The sequence below is a fragment of the Sorangium sp. So ce693 genome (assembly GCF_051521375.1).
In the GTDB taxonomy this organism is placed as follows: Bacteria; Myxococcota_A; Polyangia; order Polyangiales; family Polyangiaceae; genus Sorangium; species Sorangium atrum.
Genome location: NZ_CP150347.1, coordinates 13112272 through 13128845, shown reverse-complemented (window position 1 = coordinate 13128845; position 16574 = coordinate 13112272). Strand labels below are relative to the sequence as shown.

Sequence of the window (16574 nt, the reverse complement as noted above, 5' to 3'; positions counted from 1 at the left end):
GGGCATCCGCTGCTCAGCTTTGGCTGACGGCCGCGCTGCTCACCTGCGCGAGCAGATCCTGGATGCGCCGGACGAGCTTCGCGGGCTCCTGCACCACGCCCTCGACGAGGAGGGCCTGGTCGAGGAGGAGCTCGGACCACTGCTTCACCCGCTCCGAGCCGGGCTCGCGCCCCGCCAGGATGTTGAGGTTCTTCACCACCGGGTGACCCGGGTTGAGCTCCAGGATCCGCTTGGACTCCTCGGCGTTCTGGTCGATGAGCTTCATGATCCGCTCGAGGTTCGCCCCTGGATCCCCCTCGGCGGCGACGAGGCAGCTCGCGCTGTCCGTCAGGCGCCGCGAGACGCGCACGTCCTTCACCCGGTCGCCCAGCGCCGCCTTGACCGCCGCCACGGCCGCGTCCACCGACTCCTCCGGCTCGTCCTTCTTCTCCGGCTCGGCGCCGAGATCGACGTCGCCGTGCATCACGCTCTTGAGGCGGCGCTTGTCGAACTCGTTCAGCGCCTTCACGAACCACTCGTCGACCGGATCCACGAGGAACAGCACGTCGTAGCCGCGCTTCCGGAACGCCTCGAGGTGCGGGCTCTGCTCGACCGCGTGGCGGCCGAGCCCCGTCACGTAATAGATCTCCTTCTGCGCCTCCGGCATCTTCGCCACGTAGTCGCGGAGCGAGATGAGCTTGCCGGCCTCCGTGTTCATCGACTCGAACCGGCACAGCTCGGCGATCGCGTCCTTGTTCTTCCAGTCGCTCGTGGCCCCCTCCTTGATGACCCGGCCGAACTCCTTCCAGAAAGCCGCATAGCGCTCGGGATCCGACTCGGAGAGGTCCTTGAGCGACTTGAGCACCTGCTTGACGATCTGCTGCTCGATCTGGGAGAGCGTGCGGTTCTCCTGGAGCATCTCGCGCGAGACGTTGAGCGAGAGGTCCTCGGAGTCGACGACGCCGCGCAGGAAGCGCAGGTACATCGGCGTCAGCTTGTCGCAGTCCTCGACGATGAGGACCCGCTTCGCGTAGAGGCGCACGCCCCGGCGGTCCTTGTGGAACATGTCCGCCGGCGCCTTCTCGGGCACGTAGAGCAGGGCGTGGAACTGCACGGGCGCGTCGATCGACAGGTGCACGGTGAGCAGCGGATTCTCCCCCTCGTAGCCGCCGGTCACGTGCCGGAAGAACTCCGCGTGCTGCTCCTCGGTGATCTGCGACTTGGGCAGCGTCCAGAGCGCGGCCGAGCGGTTCGCGACCTCGTCGTTCACCTTGATGGGGAAATGAACGAAATCCGAGTACTTGCGGATGATCTCCTTGATCCGCCACACCTTCGTGTACTCGCGCGCGTCCTCCTTGAGGTGGAGGACGATCTTCGTGCCGGGGTGCTCGCGATCGCCGGAGGCCACGGTGAACGAGCCCGCGCCGGACGAGCGCCACAGGACGGGCTCCGCGCCCGGCAGCATCGAGCGGGTCTGCACGTCGACGCGCGAGGCGACCATGAACGCGGCGTAGAAGCCGACGCCGAACTGGCCGATGAGCTGGAGCTTGCCGCCGTCTTTCTTCTGCTTGGCGGCCTCGGCGTTGGCCTTCAGGAACTCCAGCGACCCCGAGCGGGCGATGGTGCCGAGGTTCTGCACCACCTCGTCCCGGGTCATGCCGATGCCGTTGTCCTCGATGGTGAGGGTCCGGGCGGCGTCGTCGAGCGTGATGAGGATCGCGGGCTCGCCGGCTTGTTCAGCGACCCCTTCGCGCGTGAGGGCCAGGAAGCGGGCCTTGTCGAGCGCGTCCGACGCGTTCGAGATGAGCTCGCGGAGGAAGACCTCCTGGTTTGCGTAGAGCGAGTTGATGACCAGCGCGAGGACCTGCTGCACCTCGGCCTGGAAGGGAAGCTCGACCGCGCCGGCGGCCTTGGCCTCCTCGGACGGGGTCGACGCGGGCGCCTCCGGGCCCGGAGCCGCACCCGAAGGCTCGGCAGAGGGCGTGGAACCGCTGGTTTCGGGGTTCGGGCTTTCCGTGTTCATGTGGGCGACCAAATGGATCCGATTTTCGAAAGGGCAATCCCCCGGCGCGCCGCGGGGCGCCGCCGAGCGCCCCCAAAACACGCCGCGGTGTGTCGCCTCGCTCCGAGCGCGCTCCGCGGCCGGCTCCGGGCCCCTCCGGCCGGGTGAGGGGCTCCCCGGGCCGCGGGCCGACGCTGCGTCGAGGTCGGGATCTGCGCGCCGGGTCGTCACGTTCAGGTCGCTGTGCGCGAGCCCCGCATCCTTGCCCGGCTTTTCCGGTGGGTAAGGGTTTCTTCATCAGGTCGCCGGAGCTAGATTCACCGGCGTTACACCCTCGCGGTCGGAGAGATCTGTCGTGGTAGCACTTCTCCGTGCAGTACACCGTGTTCTCCCGGCGATCGGCGTGCTGGCCGGGGTGCTGGTGCTCGCGGGGTGCGGCGATCGGGGCAAGACGGCCGAGCAGGACCTCCTGAAGCGTCCGCCCGCTGTGCTCCAGTTCGACGGCTATGTCTACGTCCCGACCGAGACGAGCGATTTCAAGATCCTAGAGCGCGTGCGGGCGCAGACGCGCACGGTGTTCACGGGGCTGCGGAAGTCCCGGGTGATGGTGAGCCGGCGCGAGGTCCAGGGAGCGACCACGGACAACTTCGCCAAGGAGGCCGTGACCGTCGTCGACGCCGCGGGGCACCGCACCCTCGCGCTCCGGGTGCGGTATCGGTTCGTGGCACGGCCGGAGGTCGCGAACGGCATCGACGATCGCAAGGAGCTCCCGCTCGCGCTCCTGCACCGGGAGGATGACGAGGTCGCGGAGCGCATCTACGAGGAGTGCACGCCGCCCCAGGAGCGGAGGAAGGGGGGCGCCAGCGCCGTCGGCCTCGACTTCGATCCGTCCGTTCCGAGCTGCAAGGCCGCGATGGCCGCGGAGCAGGCGGCGATCGACGCGGCGCGCGCGAAGGTGCCCGAGCTCGCGGGCGGGCCGCCTGCCTCCGCCAAGGACACGGTGGTCCCGATCGAGGAGGTGCGGCGCCTGTACATCCCGACGCAGGTGACCGTCGAGCTCCGCGATCGCAAGCCGGGCGAGGTCACGCCGCGCTTCGTCCCGGTGGATCGACCGGAGAAAGAGGACGCGCGGATCGCGACCGCGGAGCGGCCCGGCGGCGAGCCCTCCGAGGGGCTCGAGCCGGCGGCGGTGCTCATCGACCCGGATCTCAAGGTGGAGCGGACGCCCGAGGAGAGGGCGATCGCCGAGGGGACCCTGCTGCCGAAGATGCCCACGACCGGCGGCACGGGCGCGGTGAGCGGCGGGAGGCGGATCGAGGTCGTGAGCCCCGCGGTGGCGCAGGCGCAGCAGCGCAAGGCGGAGGCCGCCGCGACCGCGAGCGAGCGCTTCGAGATCCCCTTCGAGACGCTGACCGACCCGAAGTTCCTGGTGGTCTGGTTCAGCCTGCTGATGGCGTACCCGATCCTCCGGGGCGATCCGCGGAAGAAGAAGCACTGACGCGCGGCATGAGCGCTGACGAGCGCTGACGAGCGCCGCGGCGCACCTCGCCGAGCGGGGCGACGGCGCGGCGCTCGGACCGGCGTGGGTGGAGGCCGCCGCGATCGCGGGGGGTCGTCCGCTACGATGCCCGCCATGATGCTTCGCCTGATGAAGATGTTCGGCCTCGCCTTCGTGGAGACCACGACGGAGCGCGCCCGCCGGGGGCCCGCGCGCCCGAGCTGGGGCTTCGGCTTCGAGTGGGTGGTCCGCTTTCTCCGCCGCGATTTCGCCTACGTGCTCGACCGGCCCTACCCGGACGTCAGGGCCGAGCTCGACGCGCGCCCGTACTCCCAGAAGGCCGTCCGGCGCGTGAAGCGCATGGACGACACCTTGAAGGGCGTCCCCGCGGTCTGGTTCGAGCCTCCTGGCGCGGCGTCGCGCGGCGTCGTCCTCTACCTCCACGGCGGCTCGTACCTGTTCGGCTCCACGAGGACCCACGCGGACCTCATGGCGCGGCTGGCGCTGGCGAGCGGCGCCCGCGTCGTGGGCATCGACTACCGGCTCGCGCCGGAGCACCGCTATCCAGCGCAGCTCGAGGACGCGCTCGCCGCCTTTGACGCGCTGATCGAGCGCGGCCATGCGCCGGGGGAGATCGCGCTCGCCGGCGACTCCGCCGGCGGCAACCTCGCGCTCGTCACGCAGCTCGCGCTGCGCGACCGCGGCGCGCAGGCGCGCTGCGCCGCGCTCATCTCTCCCTGGCTCGACCTCACCGCGAGCAGCGCCTCGGCGATCGCGAACGACTCGACCGATTACGGCACCCGGGAGGGTCTCCTGCGCCAGGCGCGCGATTTCGCGGGCGCGACCCCGCTGGACGATCCCCGGCTGTCACCGCTCCACGCGCGTCTGGAGGGGCTGGCCTCGCTGTTCATCCAGGTCGGCGACGCCGAGCGCCTCCACGACGAGGGCCAGGAGCTCGCGCGGCGCGCCCGCGAGGTGGGCGTCGACGTCACGCTCGACGTGCTGCGGGACATGCCCCACAACGGGCCGGTGCTGGCCGACTTCCACCCGGAGGGCGCGCGGGGCACGGACGCGCTGGGCGCGTATCTCCGAGCGCGCCTGTCGTCGAGCGCGGCAGCGGCGACGCGGCCTGACGCTGCCTGATGCTGCCTGATGCGGAGCTCGCTCCGCGGCGCTGCGGGGCGAGGTGGTTGCCGTGAGCGGGCGGCGCGCGTAGGGGATCGCGCGGTGAGGCTCGCCTCGAGGGCCCACGGAGGAGACGATGACCCCTTCCCAGGACCTGGTCGAGCTGGCAGAGCGGCTCGCGGACGCCAGCGGCGCCGTGATCCGGCGCTACTTTCGCAAGGGCATCGAGGCCGACGACAAGGCGGACGCGAGCCCTGTCACGATCGCCGACCGCGAGGCCGAGGCGGCGATACGCGAGCTGCTCGCCGCGCGCGCGCCGGGACACGGGATCGTGGGAGAGGAGCTCGGCCGCCAGAACGAGGCAGCGGAGCTCGTGTGGGTGCTCGATCCCATCGACGGGACGAAGGCGTTCATCACGGGCAAGCCGCTCTTCGGCACGCTCATCGCCCTGCTGCACCGGGGGCGGCCGGTGCTCGGCGTCATCGACCAGCCCGTCCTCGGCGATCGCTGGCTCGGCGTCCTGGGCCGGCAGACGCTCTGGAACGGCGAGCCGGCGCGCGTCCGGGCGTGCGCGGGGCTGCCGCTCGCGCGCCTCTCCACCACGGGCCCGCAGTACTTCCCGCCGGCGAAGACCCGCGCCTTCGGGGAGGTCGCGTCCCGGGCCAAGCTCGTGAGCTACGGCGGGGATTGCTACCAGTATGGCCTCGTGGCGAGCGGCAGCATCGACGTGGTCGTCGAGTATGGCCTCAAGCTCCACGATTTCGCGGCGCTCGTCCCGGTGATCACCGGCGCCGGAGGGGTCATGACGGACTGGGAAGGGCGCCCGCTCGACGCCGCGAGCGCCGGTGACGTGGTGGCCGCCGGCGACCCGCGCACCCACGCCGAGGTGCTCGCCGCGCTCCGCGCCGGCGATCCCCGGCAGGGCGCGCGCTGACGCGCGCCGACGTTGGAGCGCCGGCGGCGCCTCACGCGCGGAGCCCTCGGAACTGGAGGGCGAGCGAGCTCTTCAGCACGGGATCCAGCGCCGCCGCGAGCGTCACGAAGCCGCTGAGCCAGGACAGGAGCGCCGCGAAGTAGAGGGCGAAGATGTTGTGCGCCGCGGCGAGCGGGTCGATGTCGCCCGCGACCTCGCGGCGCGCCTGCGCGTCGCGCACGAGGCCCGCGATGCGGTGCAGGAACGCGAACGTGAGCGCGTTCAGCCGCTCTCCGTTCGGACCCGACGCGCCGGGGAAGGCCTTCACGAACGCCTGCGAGACGAGCGGCTGCTCGCCGTACATCGCGAACAGCCGCTGGAACACGTGGATGAGCTGAGGGAGCAGGGGCTCTTTGCGCGGCAGCGCCTCGAACGCCGCGTCGACCGCGGCCGCGAGCCGGTCGTGCATCACCATCATGAGCAGGTCGGCCTTGTCGCGCGCGTGCACGAACACCGTCCCCGTCGCGACCTCCGCGCGCTCCGCCACCGCCTTGGTCGTCGTGTCGTCGTACCCGAGCTCGGTGAAGAGCGCCCACGCGGCGTCCCGGATCCGCCGGCGGGTGTCGAGCTTCTGCTGGGCGCGCCCGCCGCGCTCGGGGGCCGGCGCGCTCGGCGCCGAGGCGACCGGCGCGGACGCGACCAGAGCTCGCGGCGCGGCGGATCGCCTCCGGCGTTTCGTCGCGCTTGTAATGACCTTGCTCATCGACGGGGAACTCTGTTGCCGAGGATGCCTCCCCGTCAAGCGGCGATCTCCTTGACAGAACGAGCGCGATGAATGACCATGGTCAGTGACTGAAGTCATCGAACGAGGGTGGTGCCATGGCTCTTGTGCATTACGACGAAGGCCTCACGATGCGGGAGGCGCGGGCGCTCTACTTCGAGGTGAACCGCTTCGGCGCGGACGGCGGGTATGGCGACGCGTGGGTCGACTTCAAGCTCGGTCCGCTCCCGGTCCCGTTCCCGAACACCCGGGCGCGCGTGCGCGCCGTGCGTTACCACGACCTGCACCACGTGCTGACGGGCTACGACACGAACGCGACCGGCGAGTTCGAGATCGCGGCGTGGGAGATCGGCGCCGGCTGCAAGGGCTTCGTCGCGGCCTGGCAGCTCAACCTGGGCGGCCTCTTCGCGGGGCTCCTCTCGGCGCCGCGCCGGACGATCCGCGCGTTCTTCCGCGGCCGCCGCAGCGAGAGCCTGTATGGCCGTCCGTTCGAGGAGCTGCTCGATCGAGAGGTCGGCGCGCTGCGCAGGGAGATGCGCGTCGATGAGCGCTCTTCGTCCGGCTCCGGCCCTGCGGCGCTCGACGTGCTCTGGCTCGCGCTCGCGAGCCTCGCGGGGCTCGTTGTCGGCGTCCTCGGGTTCGCGGCGGTGCTCGTCGTGGCGCCGATCGGGATCGTGAACCTGGCGCTGCGCCGGCACCGCGCGCGAAGCGCCGCGGAAGCGGGGGCCTGAGGCGAGGAGCCTGCCGGCGTTCAACCCCCGAACAGATTACGAGGGTTCAACGAACCCCCAACACCTTCTCGCATACTCCACGACCACCTCTGCGATACCGTGCTCAATCGATGACACGTCCGCGCGAACAAAATCGCCCTTGAGAGGTCCACCGGAAGCAAGGACAGTAGTTGGGTCGTTATCGGACAGACCTCTACCACCATCAAGCTTTATCAGGATGATCGCCCCGTCGCCGCGCATGCGCTCCAAGATCGGGAGGACCGCATCGATCCCTCTCCACTGCGCTGGAACTGGGCTCAAACCAAGGTGGTTTGCTACCATTGGAATGAGTCCGTAGTCATCTGTGGCCATGAAAACCCCCGGGATGTGGCACAGTAGCCTCCTGTCAAACCGCAGCCTCGATAACCTTGACGAATGGGGTTCCGAAGAAGTCTGAACCGCCACGATCGTCGACAAACTCCGAGGCGAGTACAGTACGCCACAGGACCTGAGAATGCCTCGCGCACAGCATCTGTGCGCCCGTCCGGCCGCCGGCGCGCCCCCCTGCCGAAGCTCGACGCGCCCCCCGACGCACCCCGCCCTCCCCCTCGCCAGCTTGACCTGGCCGCCGCGACGCACGAGGATCCGCCTCGTGCCCCAGCGAAAGCGCTACCTCTTCGTCTGCGTCAACCGCCGCCCGGACGGCGTTCCCAAGGGCTCCTGCGCTCAGCGCGGCGCCGAAGGCATCCACGTGCAGCTCAAGGCCGCGCTCGCCGAGCGGGGGCTCGCGAAGGTCGAGGCGCGCGCCTGCTCCGCGAGCTGCCTCGACGTCTGCTGGGCAGGCCCCGTCATCGCCGTGGAGCCGGACGGCTACTTCTACGGCCGCGTGACCCCCGCCGACGTCCCGGAGATCGTCGACGCCCTCGCCTCGGGCCGCCGCGTCGAGCGGCTCGTGCTCCCGCCCGAGGACTACACGGAGGCGACCGCCGCCCCGCCGCTGCCGGCGCCGCCGCGCGGCGCCCCGCCGGAGCCGTGATGCGCGGCTTCGAGTTCTGCGAGACCATGGCCGGGAGCTTCCACCTGGTCGACTCGCCGTCCGACGAGCGGCCCATGTCGTTCACGATCCGCGCGCGCTCACGCGGCCTCCTCGACTTCCTGCGCAAGCCCGAGGTCGAGATCGAGGGCGAGATCGACGCCGAGGGCTTCGCCGACCACCGCTACCTCTCCGGGCGGCTCGGCCTCGACGTCGCGCGCACCGGGACCCTGCCCTACTCCTTCGAGTTCACCGCCAACGACGGCCGCCGCTGCGCGTTCGCCGGCCGGAAGACCGTGCGCCCCGGCGATCTCATGACGTCGATGACCGTCCTGCCCGGCGTCCTCGTCGGCGACGGCGGCGCGCTGATCGGCGAGGCGCTCCTCCGCTTCGACCTGCGGAGCGACCTGCTCCGGTTCCTGAGGAGCTTCCGGGCCACGAGGTAGCCACCATGCAAAGGATCGAGCCCGCAGACAGCGCGGTCATCGTCATCGACGTCCAGGAGAAGCTCGCCGCCGCGATGCCGGCGCCCCAGATGGACGCGCTGACCCGCGCGGCCACGGTGCTGATCGAGGCGGCGCGGCGGCTCGGCGCGGCGATCATCGCCACCGAGCAGTACCCCGCGGGCCTCGGCCCGACCATCGCGCCCATCGCCGAGCGGCTCGCCCAGGCGGGCGCGCCCGTCATCCCCAAGATGGAGTTCTCCGCCTGCGGCTCCGCCGAGTTCGAGCGCGCCTTGCGCACGTCGACCGGGCGCGCGCCCCGCGCCGCCATCGTCGTCGGCGTGGAGGCGCACGTCTGCGTCTTCCAGACCGTGCGCGACCTCGCGGCGCGCGGCGTCCTCGTCCAGGTGCCGCTCGACGGCGTCGCCTCCCGCCGCGACGACCACCGGCTCGCCGGCCTCGATCTCTGCCGCGCCGCAGGCGCCACCATCACCACCGCGGAGACCGTCGTCTTCGACTGGCTCAAGATCGCCGGAACGGACGACTTCAAGCAGCTCTCGAAGCTCATCCGCTGACCGATCCCGCGATCTTCGCGGGCGGCGCGCGGGGACCAGGTCGGCGTGTCAGTTTGTCAGGCGCCGGCTCGGACGTTGTCAGACCCGTGCTCTCCTGGACATGCCGCCAACGCCTGTGACACAGTGGCGCATGGCTGACGATCTGGCACAAGTCCCCCCGAGCGCGCCGCCCGCTGGCCCCGCCGCGCCGCCGCCCGGCGCGCCGACGGTCCTCGTGGTCGATGACGAGCCGTCGAACGTCGCCTCCATCGAGAAGATCTTCCAGCGCGACGGCATGCGCGTCATCACGGCGGACAGCGCGAAGGCGGCGCTGGAGATCGTGCGCAGCCGCCGCGTCGAGGTCGTCCTGACCGACCTGATGATGCCGGGCGTCAGCGGCCTGGAGCTGCTCCGCGCGCTGAAGCAGCTCGCGCCCGACACCGAGGTCGTGATGATGACCGCCTACGGGACCGTCGAGACCGCGGTCCAGGCCATGCGCGAGGGCGCCTACGACTTCGTGGAGAAGCCGCTCAAGCGGATGACGATCATCAAGAGCGTGCGCAAGGCCGCCGAGCGCCAGTCGCTCGTCGCCGAGAACCGCTCGCTCCGGCAGGAGATCAAGCTGCTCACGAAGCGCGAGATCGTCGGATCGAGCCCGACGCTCCGCCGCGTGCTCGACATCGCGACCCAGGCGGCGCCCTCGAGCGCCACGGTGCTCGTGCTCGGCGAGAGCGGCACCGGCAAGGAGCTGCTCGCGCGCTTCATCCACGAGCGCAGCGCGCGCTCGCGGGGGCCGTTCGTCGCGGTCAACTGCGCGGCCATCCCGGAGACCATCCTCGAGGCCGAGCTCTTCGGCCACGAGCGCGGGGCGTTCACCGGCGCCCTCGCGAAGCGCGACGGCCGCTTCGCCAAGGCGGCCGGCGGCACGCTGTTCCTCGACGAGATCGGCGAGCTCTCGCCCGCCGTGCAGGTGAAGCTCCTCCGCGTGCTGCAGGAGGGCGAGTACGAGCCCGTCGGCGGCGACACGGTGCGCGCGGACGTGCGCCTGGTCGCGGCCACCAACAAGGACCTCCGCGCCGAGGTCGCCGCGGGCCGCTTCCGCGAGGACCTGTTCTACCGGCTCAACGTGATCGCGATCACGGCGCCCCCGCTCCGGACCCGCCGCGAGGACATCCCGCTCCTCGTCGACCACTTCCTCGGCATCTACTGCACGAAGAACAACCGCCCCCGCCTGGAGGCGCCGCGCGACGTGCTCGCGCGCCTGACCGACTACACGTGGCCGGGCAACGTGCGCGAGCTCGAGAACGTGATCGAGCGCGCCGTGGTCCTCTGCCGCAGCGACCAGCTCTCGGTCGACGACCTGCCCGACTTCATCCGCGAGGCCGCCCCCGCCGAGCCGAGCTCGCTCACCTTCTCGGTCGGCACGCCCCTCGACGAGGTGGAGCGCAGGCTCATCCGCGAGACGCTCCGCCACGCCCGCGGGGACAAATCCGTGGCCGCGCAGTTGCTCGGCATCTCGACGCGCACCATCTACCGAAAGCTCGGCGAGCTGGAGTGACGCCGCGCGCGCCGTCCCGCGGACACCGCGCGCGCCTGCGCGCCGGCCGCCGCGAAAATCCATTTGTCACTTTGGCAAAGGAGGCCGTCCGACACACCCGGGGTTCGTCACCTTGGCGGGACAGCTTCCGAAATTTCGTGAAGACGCGGGAAACCACCGGCGATTGACCGCTGGCATGAAACTCGCCTAGAGGAGGATGGGCGCATGGGCATCGACGCGATCCTGAAGCGGTATTTTCCCTGGGTGCTGGGCGCGCTGATCGCGCTCGCCGCCTACTTCCAGGCGTCGGGCATGGGTCAGCTCGTGGTCTCCAGCGTCGCGATCGACGCCCCGCCGGCGCCGCCCAGCCATCCGACGCGCCCGGCGTCGTTCGGGCCGACCGCGAGCAGCACGGACCACACGACGAGCGCCGCGGCGATCCTCTCGCGCAACCCGTTCGACTCGGTGACGGGGCCGCTCGACGGCAAGCCCGTCGAGCTCCCGACCGTCCAGCACGAGCTGCCCAACAAGGACCCGTACGCGGACCCGTCCTGCGACGGCGCCCGCGTCCTCCTCATCACGCAGGCCGACGATCCCGCGTGGTCGTTCGCGGCCATGACCGGCTCGGACGGCAAGGCGATCTTGCGGCGGCAGGGGGATGAGATCAGCGGGCAGACCGTTTACTACGTGGGGTGGGATCGGGTCTGGCTGACGTCCGGCAGCTCGCGGTGCCAGGCCATCGTTGGCAGCCGCGCCGTCGCCCGCGCCAGCGCCGCGCCGGCGCCGGCGCCCCCGACGACGTCGACGGGCGCCGCGGCGAAGCCCGCCGCCCGTGCCGGCAAGAAGATCCCGCCGGAGATCGCCTCGAAGATCCAGCGCGTGAGCGAGACGGAGTTCAACGTGGAGCGCAGCGCCGTCGACCACATCCTGGAGAACCAGGGCGAGCTGATGCGCTCCGCGCGCATCGTCCCCGAGAAGGAGGGAGACAAGGTGGTGGGCATCCGTCTCTTCGGGATTCGCCCGGACTCTCTGCTGGGGACGCTCGGGCTGGAGAACGGAGATCGGCTGTCCAGCATCAACGGGTTTGAGATGAGCGATCCGCAGAAGGCCCTCGAGGCCTACGCGCGGCTCCGGACGGCGGACCGGCTCACGGTGAGCATCAACCGCAAGGGCAAGCCGATGAACATCGACTTCAACATCAAGTGAGCGCTCCGGACTGAATCCAGGGACGAAAGCAGGGTAGCGGCATGGCGCGATGGATAGGGACGCTGAACGAGGGGAGCCTGCTCCGGCGGACGCTGATGGTGATCGGCACGTTCGTCCTCGGCTCCCTCACGTTCGTCGGGGTCATGAGCCTCGTCCTCGTGTCGGTCGCCAAGGCCGTCCTGCCGCCCCACGAGACGTCCCACGACAAGGAGTCCGCGGCGGACACGACGGAGGAGGCCGACAGCGAGGCCGCCGCCGGCGCGACCAAGACCGCCCTGGGCAAGACCTCCCGCTCGAAGCGGCCGCGGCCCCCCTCGCCGGCCGCGCGCGAGAGCGCGCCGAACGCTGACTGAGCGGCGCCGCCTCCCCCTACCAACCAACGCAGAGAATATCGAGTCGACTGATGGTGATGACGACCCTCGAGCGATCCTGCTGCCTCCGGAGGAGGCTCCTCGCCGCGCCGGTGGCGGCGCTCGTGCTCGCCGCCGCGGCGCCGCCCGCCGCAGCGCAGCCCGCGAACCGCGGCGCCCCCGTGCTGCGGACCCCCGGCCAGGTCCCGCCGGCGCCCGCCCGCCCCGCGCCTGCGCCGGGCGCGCCAGCCGCGCCGGCCGCAGGCGCCCCACCCGCCGGCGCGCCGGGCGCAGCCGCGCCCGCGGCAGGCGCTCCGGGCGACGCCGGCGACGACCCGCTCGCCGCGGTCAAGCAAGGGGTCCAGGAGATCGAGTTCAAGCCGAAGCCCGGCGGCTACAAGGTCAGCTTCAACCTCGACGAGGCCGACCTCCCCGAGCTCGTGAAGGCCATCAGCAACATCACCGGGCGCCGCTTCATCTACGGCGGCAAGCTCCGGCAGATCAAGGCCACGGTGTACGCGCCGGAGAAGGTGACCGTCGCCGAGGCGTACAGCGCGTTCCTGTCGATCCTCGCCTCGAACGATCTCACCGTCATCCCCCACGGCCGCTTCCTCAAGATCGTGGAGACGCCAGGCGCGGTGTCCGAGACGACGCCCGTGTTCGGGGCCGCCACGCCCGTGCCCGCGGAGGACCGGTTCGTCACCCGCATGTACCGGCTGTCGCATATCGACGCCAACGAGGCGGGCGGCGTCCTGAGCAAGTTCAAATCGAAGGACGGCGACGTCACCGTCTACCCGCCCGGCAACCTGCTCATCATCACGGACACCGGGTCGAACATCCAGCGCATGCTCCGGATCGTCGAGGAGATCGACGTCGGCGGCGCCGGCGATCAGCTCTGGGTGCAGCCCGTTCATTACGGCTCCGCGGCGGAGGTCGCGACCAAGCTGAACGAGATCGTCGACCCGAGCAGGGCCGGGGCGGGCGGTGGCAGGCCCGGCAGGGGCGGCGCCGGCGGCACCGGCGCCCGCATCATCGCGGACGACAGGACCAACTCCCTCGTCATCACCGCGACCGAGCCGGACTACCTGCGCGTCCTCGGCATCCTGAAGCGCCTCGACGTGCCGCAGACGGGCGAGGGGCAGGTCCACGTGCTGTCGCTCCAGCACGCCGGCTGCAAGGAGCTGTCGGCGACGCTGAACCAGATCCTCGGCGGCGGAGCGGGCGGGGGCGGAGCGGCCGTCGGCGGCAGGCCGGGCGCGCGCGCCGCCCAGGCGGTGCCGGGCTCGACCGACGACATCTTCGAGGGGCAGGTCAAGGTCACCTGCGACGAGGCGAGCAACAAGCTCCTCATCACGTCGTCACCCCACGACTACGCCCAGCTGCGCACCGTGATCGACCAGCTCGACGAGCCCCGGCGGCAGGTGTTCATCGAGGCCGTGATCATGGACGTGAACGTCAGCCGCTCGCTCGATTTCGGCATCGGCTACCACGCCGGCGCGCCGTTCGACGGCCTCAATGCCGACGACAGCGTCGTCTACGGCGGCAACAACATCCGCCAGTCCGTCATCGGCCTGCCGGCGCAGCTCGGCGCGCTCGCGCTGGGCGTCAAGGGACCCGCGATCACGGGCTCGAACAACATCCTCGGGACGGGCATCTCGATCCCCGCGTTCGGCGTCGTCCTCCACGCGCTGGCCCAGGACGGCGACTCCAACGTCCTCGCGACGCCGCACATCCTCGCGACCGACAACGTGGCGGCCGAGATCTCGATCGGCCAGAACATCCCGCTGCAGACCAACGTGGGCGGCGGCGGGCTCAACCAGCTCGCGAGCCTGGCGGGGGGCGCGGGCGCGGCGGGCGGGCTCGGCGCGCTCGGCGGCCTGCTCGGCGGCCTCGGCGGCCTCGGCGGCGGCGCCGCCGCGCGCCAGGACGTCGGCACGAAGATCAAGGTCGTCCCTCACGTCAACGACTCGGATCAGGTGCGGCTGGAGCTCTCCGAGGAGATCTCCGACGCGGGCGCCCCCCTCGAGGGCGCGCTCGGCGCGATCCCCATCAACAAGCGCACCGCGAGCACAACGCTCGTCGTCCGGGACCAGCAGACCGTCGTGATCGGCGGCCTCATGCGCGACGGCATGACCACCTCGGAGACGAAGATCCCCGTGCTGGGCGACATCCCGGTGCTCGGGTTCCTCTTCCGGCAGCGGGTCAAGACGAAGACGAAGACGAACCTCCTCCTCGTGCTGACGCCCTACGTGATCCGCGACCAGGACGACCTCCGGACCATCTTCGAGCGCAAGATGCAGGAGCGGCAGGAGTTCATCGACCGTTACTTCGTCTTCAGCGAGAGCGCCGCGTGGGAGCCGCCGCGCGACTTCGGCCGCGCGAACGGGCTCCTCGAGGACATCCGCCAGTCGATGCTGGCCGAGGAAGAGCGGGCGCGCCTCGAGGAGGAGGCGCGCCCGAAGGGGCCGCGCGAGCACGTGCCGGTGGATCCGGTCGGCCTGCCGACGTTCGGCGGCAAGGCCACCGGCGCGGTGAATATGCAGCCCGGCATGGTCGACATGGAGGGCGAGCCGGCCCAGCTGCCGCCGCCGCCGAACGGCGCCCCGCCGCCGCGGCCCACGCGGCGGCCGCCGGGCGGACGGCAGATGGAGCGCGTGGAATGAGCCTGCAGCAGCAGCAGTACCTCGGCGAGATCCTGATCCGGCGGGGCGTCGTCCCCGCGGAGCGGCTGGTGCCGCTCTACGACACCGTCCGCGAGCGCGGTCAGCCGCTCGCGGACCTCATCGTCTCGTCCAACATCGCCGACGAGGCGAGCATCGCCAAGGCGCTCGCGGAGGAGTGCGAGGTCGGCCTCCTCCCGCGCATCGACATCGACGCGGTGCCGCTCGATCTCGCGAGCCGGGTGCCGATCACGTACGCCAAGCAGCACAAGATCCTGCCGCTCGCCGAGCACGACGGGGTCGTCTACTGCGCCGTCGCCGACCCCCTCGACACGACGGCGATCGACGACGTGCGGGCGCTGTTCGGCAAGCCCGTCGAGATCGCGGTCGCCACGAGCGACGTCGTGCTGAACGCGATCAACCGCATCTGGGAGCGCAAGGAGGACGGCGGCGCGAAGCTCGAGGGCGACACGGCGCTCGAGGAGGACAACCTCGTCGACATCATCGACTCCGACGACGACGCCCCGATCATCGCCTGGGTCAACGGCCTCTTCGCGCAGGCGGTCCGCGAGCGGGCGAGCGACATCCACATCGAGCCCGAGGAGCGCGACGTCGTCGTCCGCTACCGGATCGACGGCGAGCTCTACGTCGCGAAGCGCGCCTCGAAGCAGTTCATGGCGCCGATCATCGCCCGCGTGAAGATCATGGCGGCGCTCAACATCGCCGAGAAGCGGCTCCCGCAGGACGGCCGCATCACGCTGAAGATCGCGGGCAAGAGCGTCGACATCCGCGTCTCGACCGTGCCGACGAGCCGCGGCTTCGAGCGGATCGTGATGCGCATCCTGCACAAGGCGTCGGTCCTGCTCGGGCTCGACGACCTCGGCTTCGCGCCGCGCGAGTTCGCCATCATGGACGCGCTCATCCAGCGGCCGGACGGCATCATCCTCGTCACCGGCCCGACCGGCAGCGGCAAGACGACCACGCTCTACGCCTGCCTCAACCGGATCAACGAGCCCAGCCGGAACATCCTCACGGCCGAGGACCCGGTCGAGTACGAGATCGGCGGCATCCACCAGATCCACGTCCACCCCGGGATCGGGCTCACCTTCGCCTCGGCGCTCCGCGCGTTCCTCCGCCAGGATCCGGACGTGATCATGGTCGGCGAGATCCGCGACAAGGAGACCGCAGAGATCGCCATCCACGCGTCGCTCACCGGCCACCTGGTGCTCTCGACCCTCCACACGAACGACGCGGCCAGCGCGGTGACCCGCCTCGTCGAGATGGAGATCGAGCCCTTCCTCGTGCGGAGCAGCGTGATCGGCATCCTCGCCCAGCGCCTCGTGCGCCTGCTCTGCCCGGCGTGCAAGGTCCCCTACCGGCCCTCCGACTACGAGCTGCAGCAGCTCGGCCTCGACGAGGACCGGCTCGCCTGGAAGGCGCGGCGGAAGGTCTCGGTCCGCTACAGCGTGCACGGACAGAAATACGACTACATCGGGCAGGACATCGATCGGGCCGTGTTCTACAAGCCCGGGGGCTGCGATGCCTGCAACCAGAAGGGCTTCATCGGCCGGCGGGGCATCTACGAGCAGATGGTCATCGACGACGCCGTGGGTCCGCACATCCTGAAGAGCGCGGACGCGCAGACCATCAAGCGGGTCGCCATCTCCCAGGGGATGGATACGCTCCGGGACGACGGGGCGCGCAAGGTGCTCAAGGGCATCACCACCGTCGAGGAGGTCCTCGCGGCGACGCAGGAAGACGTCATCGTCGACGAGTAGGGAAG

Annotated in this window: 14 protein-coding genes; 12 read left to right on the top strand and 2 right to left on the bottom strand. The window is 70.9% G+C overall.

Translation table 11 applies throughout. The features are described from left to right. Positions 1-13: 13 nt before the first annotated feature. Positions 14-2002, bottom strand: coding sequence for a molecular chaperone HtpG (gene htpG, locus WMF14_RS49100; RefSeq protein ID WP_437797913.1), 1989 nt, complete (start codon positions 2000-2002; stop codon positions 14-16). 334 nt (positions 2003-2336) lie between these two features. Here htpG and WMF14_RS49095 point away from each other — a divergent pair, with 334 nt between their 5' ends. From WMF14_RS49095 to hisN, 3 genes are all read left to right on the top strand, one after another. Further along, positions 2337-3479: a hypothetical protein gene (locus tag WMF14_RS49095; protein ID WP_437797912.1), complete on the top strand. Its 1143-nt coding sequence runs from the start codon at positions 2337-2339 to the stop codon at positions 3477-3479. Between the two features lie 135 nt (positions 3480-3614). Then, on the top strand, positions 3615-4622 hold the full coding sequence (locus tag WMF14_RS49090) for an alpha/beta hydrolase (protein ID WP_437797910.1): 1008 nt from the start codon (positions 3615-3617) through the stop codon (positions 4620-4622). Between the two features lie 118 nt (positions 4623-4740). Then, entirely contained in the window at positions 4741-5538 is a 798-nt protein-coding gene (hisN, locus tag WMF14_RS49085; protein ID WP_272096934.1) for a histidinol-phosphatase, read from the top strand. Positions 5539-5569: 31 nt separating this feature from the next. Here the strand turns inward: hisN and WMF14_RS49080 are convergent, their stop codons facing one another. Next, positions 5570-6280, bottom strand: a complete 711-nt coding sequence (locus WMF14_RS49080; protein ID WP_437797907.1) for a TetR/AcrR family transcriptional regulator — start codon at positions 6278-6280, stop codon at positions 5570-5572. 116 nt (positions 6281-6396) lie between these two features. On the opposite strand from WMF14_RS49080, the gene WMF14_RS49075 reads away from it, so the two are divergent. The 9 genes from WMF14_RS49075 to gspE all read left to right on the top strand — a co-directional run bounded on the left by WMF14_RS49075 (position 6397) and on the right by gspE (position 16569). Continuing rightward, a complete protein-coding gene (locus WMF14_RS49075; protein ID WP_437797904.1) occupies positions 6397-7029 on the top strand; it encodes a hypothetical protein in 633 nt (210 codons plus the stop codon). 631 nt (positions 7030-7660) lie between these two features. After that, positions 7661-8044, top strand: a complete 384-nt coding sequence (locus WMF14_RS49070; protein WP_272096931.1) for a (2Fe-2S) ferredoxin domain-containing protein — start codon at positions 7661-7663, stop codon at positions 8042-8044. Next, positions 8044-8487, top strand: a complete 444-nt coding sequence (locus WMF14_RS49065; RefSeq protein WP_272096930.1) for a hypothetical protein — start codon at positions 8044-8046, stop codon at positions 8485-8487. Before WMF14_RS49070 ends, WMF14_RS49065 begins: the two co-directional genes overlap by 1 nt. Before the next feature lie 5 nt (positions 8488-8492). Next, positions 8493-9059 carry an isochorismatase family protein gene (locus WMF14_RS49060; protein WP_272096929.1) on the top strand — a complete coding sequence of 189 codons (567 nt, stop codon included), beginning with the start codon at positions 8493-8495 and terminating at the stop codon, positions 9057-9059. A 130-nt stretch (positions 9060-9189) separates the two neighbouring features. Further along, complete coding sequence (locus WMF14_RS49055; RefSeq protein ID WP_437797900.1) at positions 9190-10596, top strand: sigma-54-dependent transcriptional regulator; 1407 nt, start codon at positions 9190-9192, stop codon at positions 10594-10596. Positions 10597-10800: 204 nt separating this feature from the next. Then, on the top strand, positions 10801-11781 hold the full coding sequence (gspC, locus tag WMF14_RS49050; protein WP_437797899.1) for a type II secretion system protein GspC: 981 nt from the start codon (positions 10801-10803) through the stop codon (positions 11779-11781). Positions 11782-11822: 41 nt separating this feature from the next. Further along, entirely contained in the window at positions 11823-12134 is a 312-nt protein-coding gene (locus WMF14_RS49045; RefSeq protein ID WP_437797897.1) for a hypothetical protein, read from the top strand. 50 nt (positions 12135-12184) lie between these two features. Beyond that, the gene (gene gspD / locus WMF14_RS49040; RefSeq protein WP_437797895.1) at positions 12185-14794 is read left to right on the top strand and encodes a type II secretion system secretin GspD; all 2610 of its coding nucleotides are present in this window, start codon (positions 12185-12187) and stop codon (positions 14792-14794) included. Next, positions 14791-16569 (top strand): type II secretion system ATPase GspE, encoded by a 1779-nt coding sequence (gspE, locus tag WMF14_RS49035; protein ID WP_437797893.1) that lies wholly within the window; start codon positions 14791-14793, stop codon positions 16567-16569. The genes gspD and gspE overlap by 4 nt, the downstream gene beginning before the upstream one ends. The last annotated feature ends 5 nt before the right edge of the window (positions 16570-16574 follow it).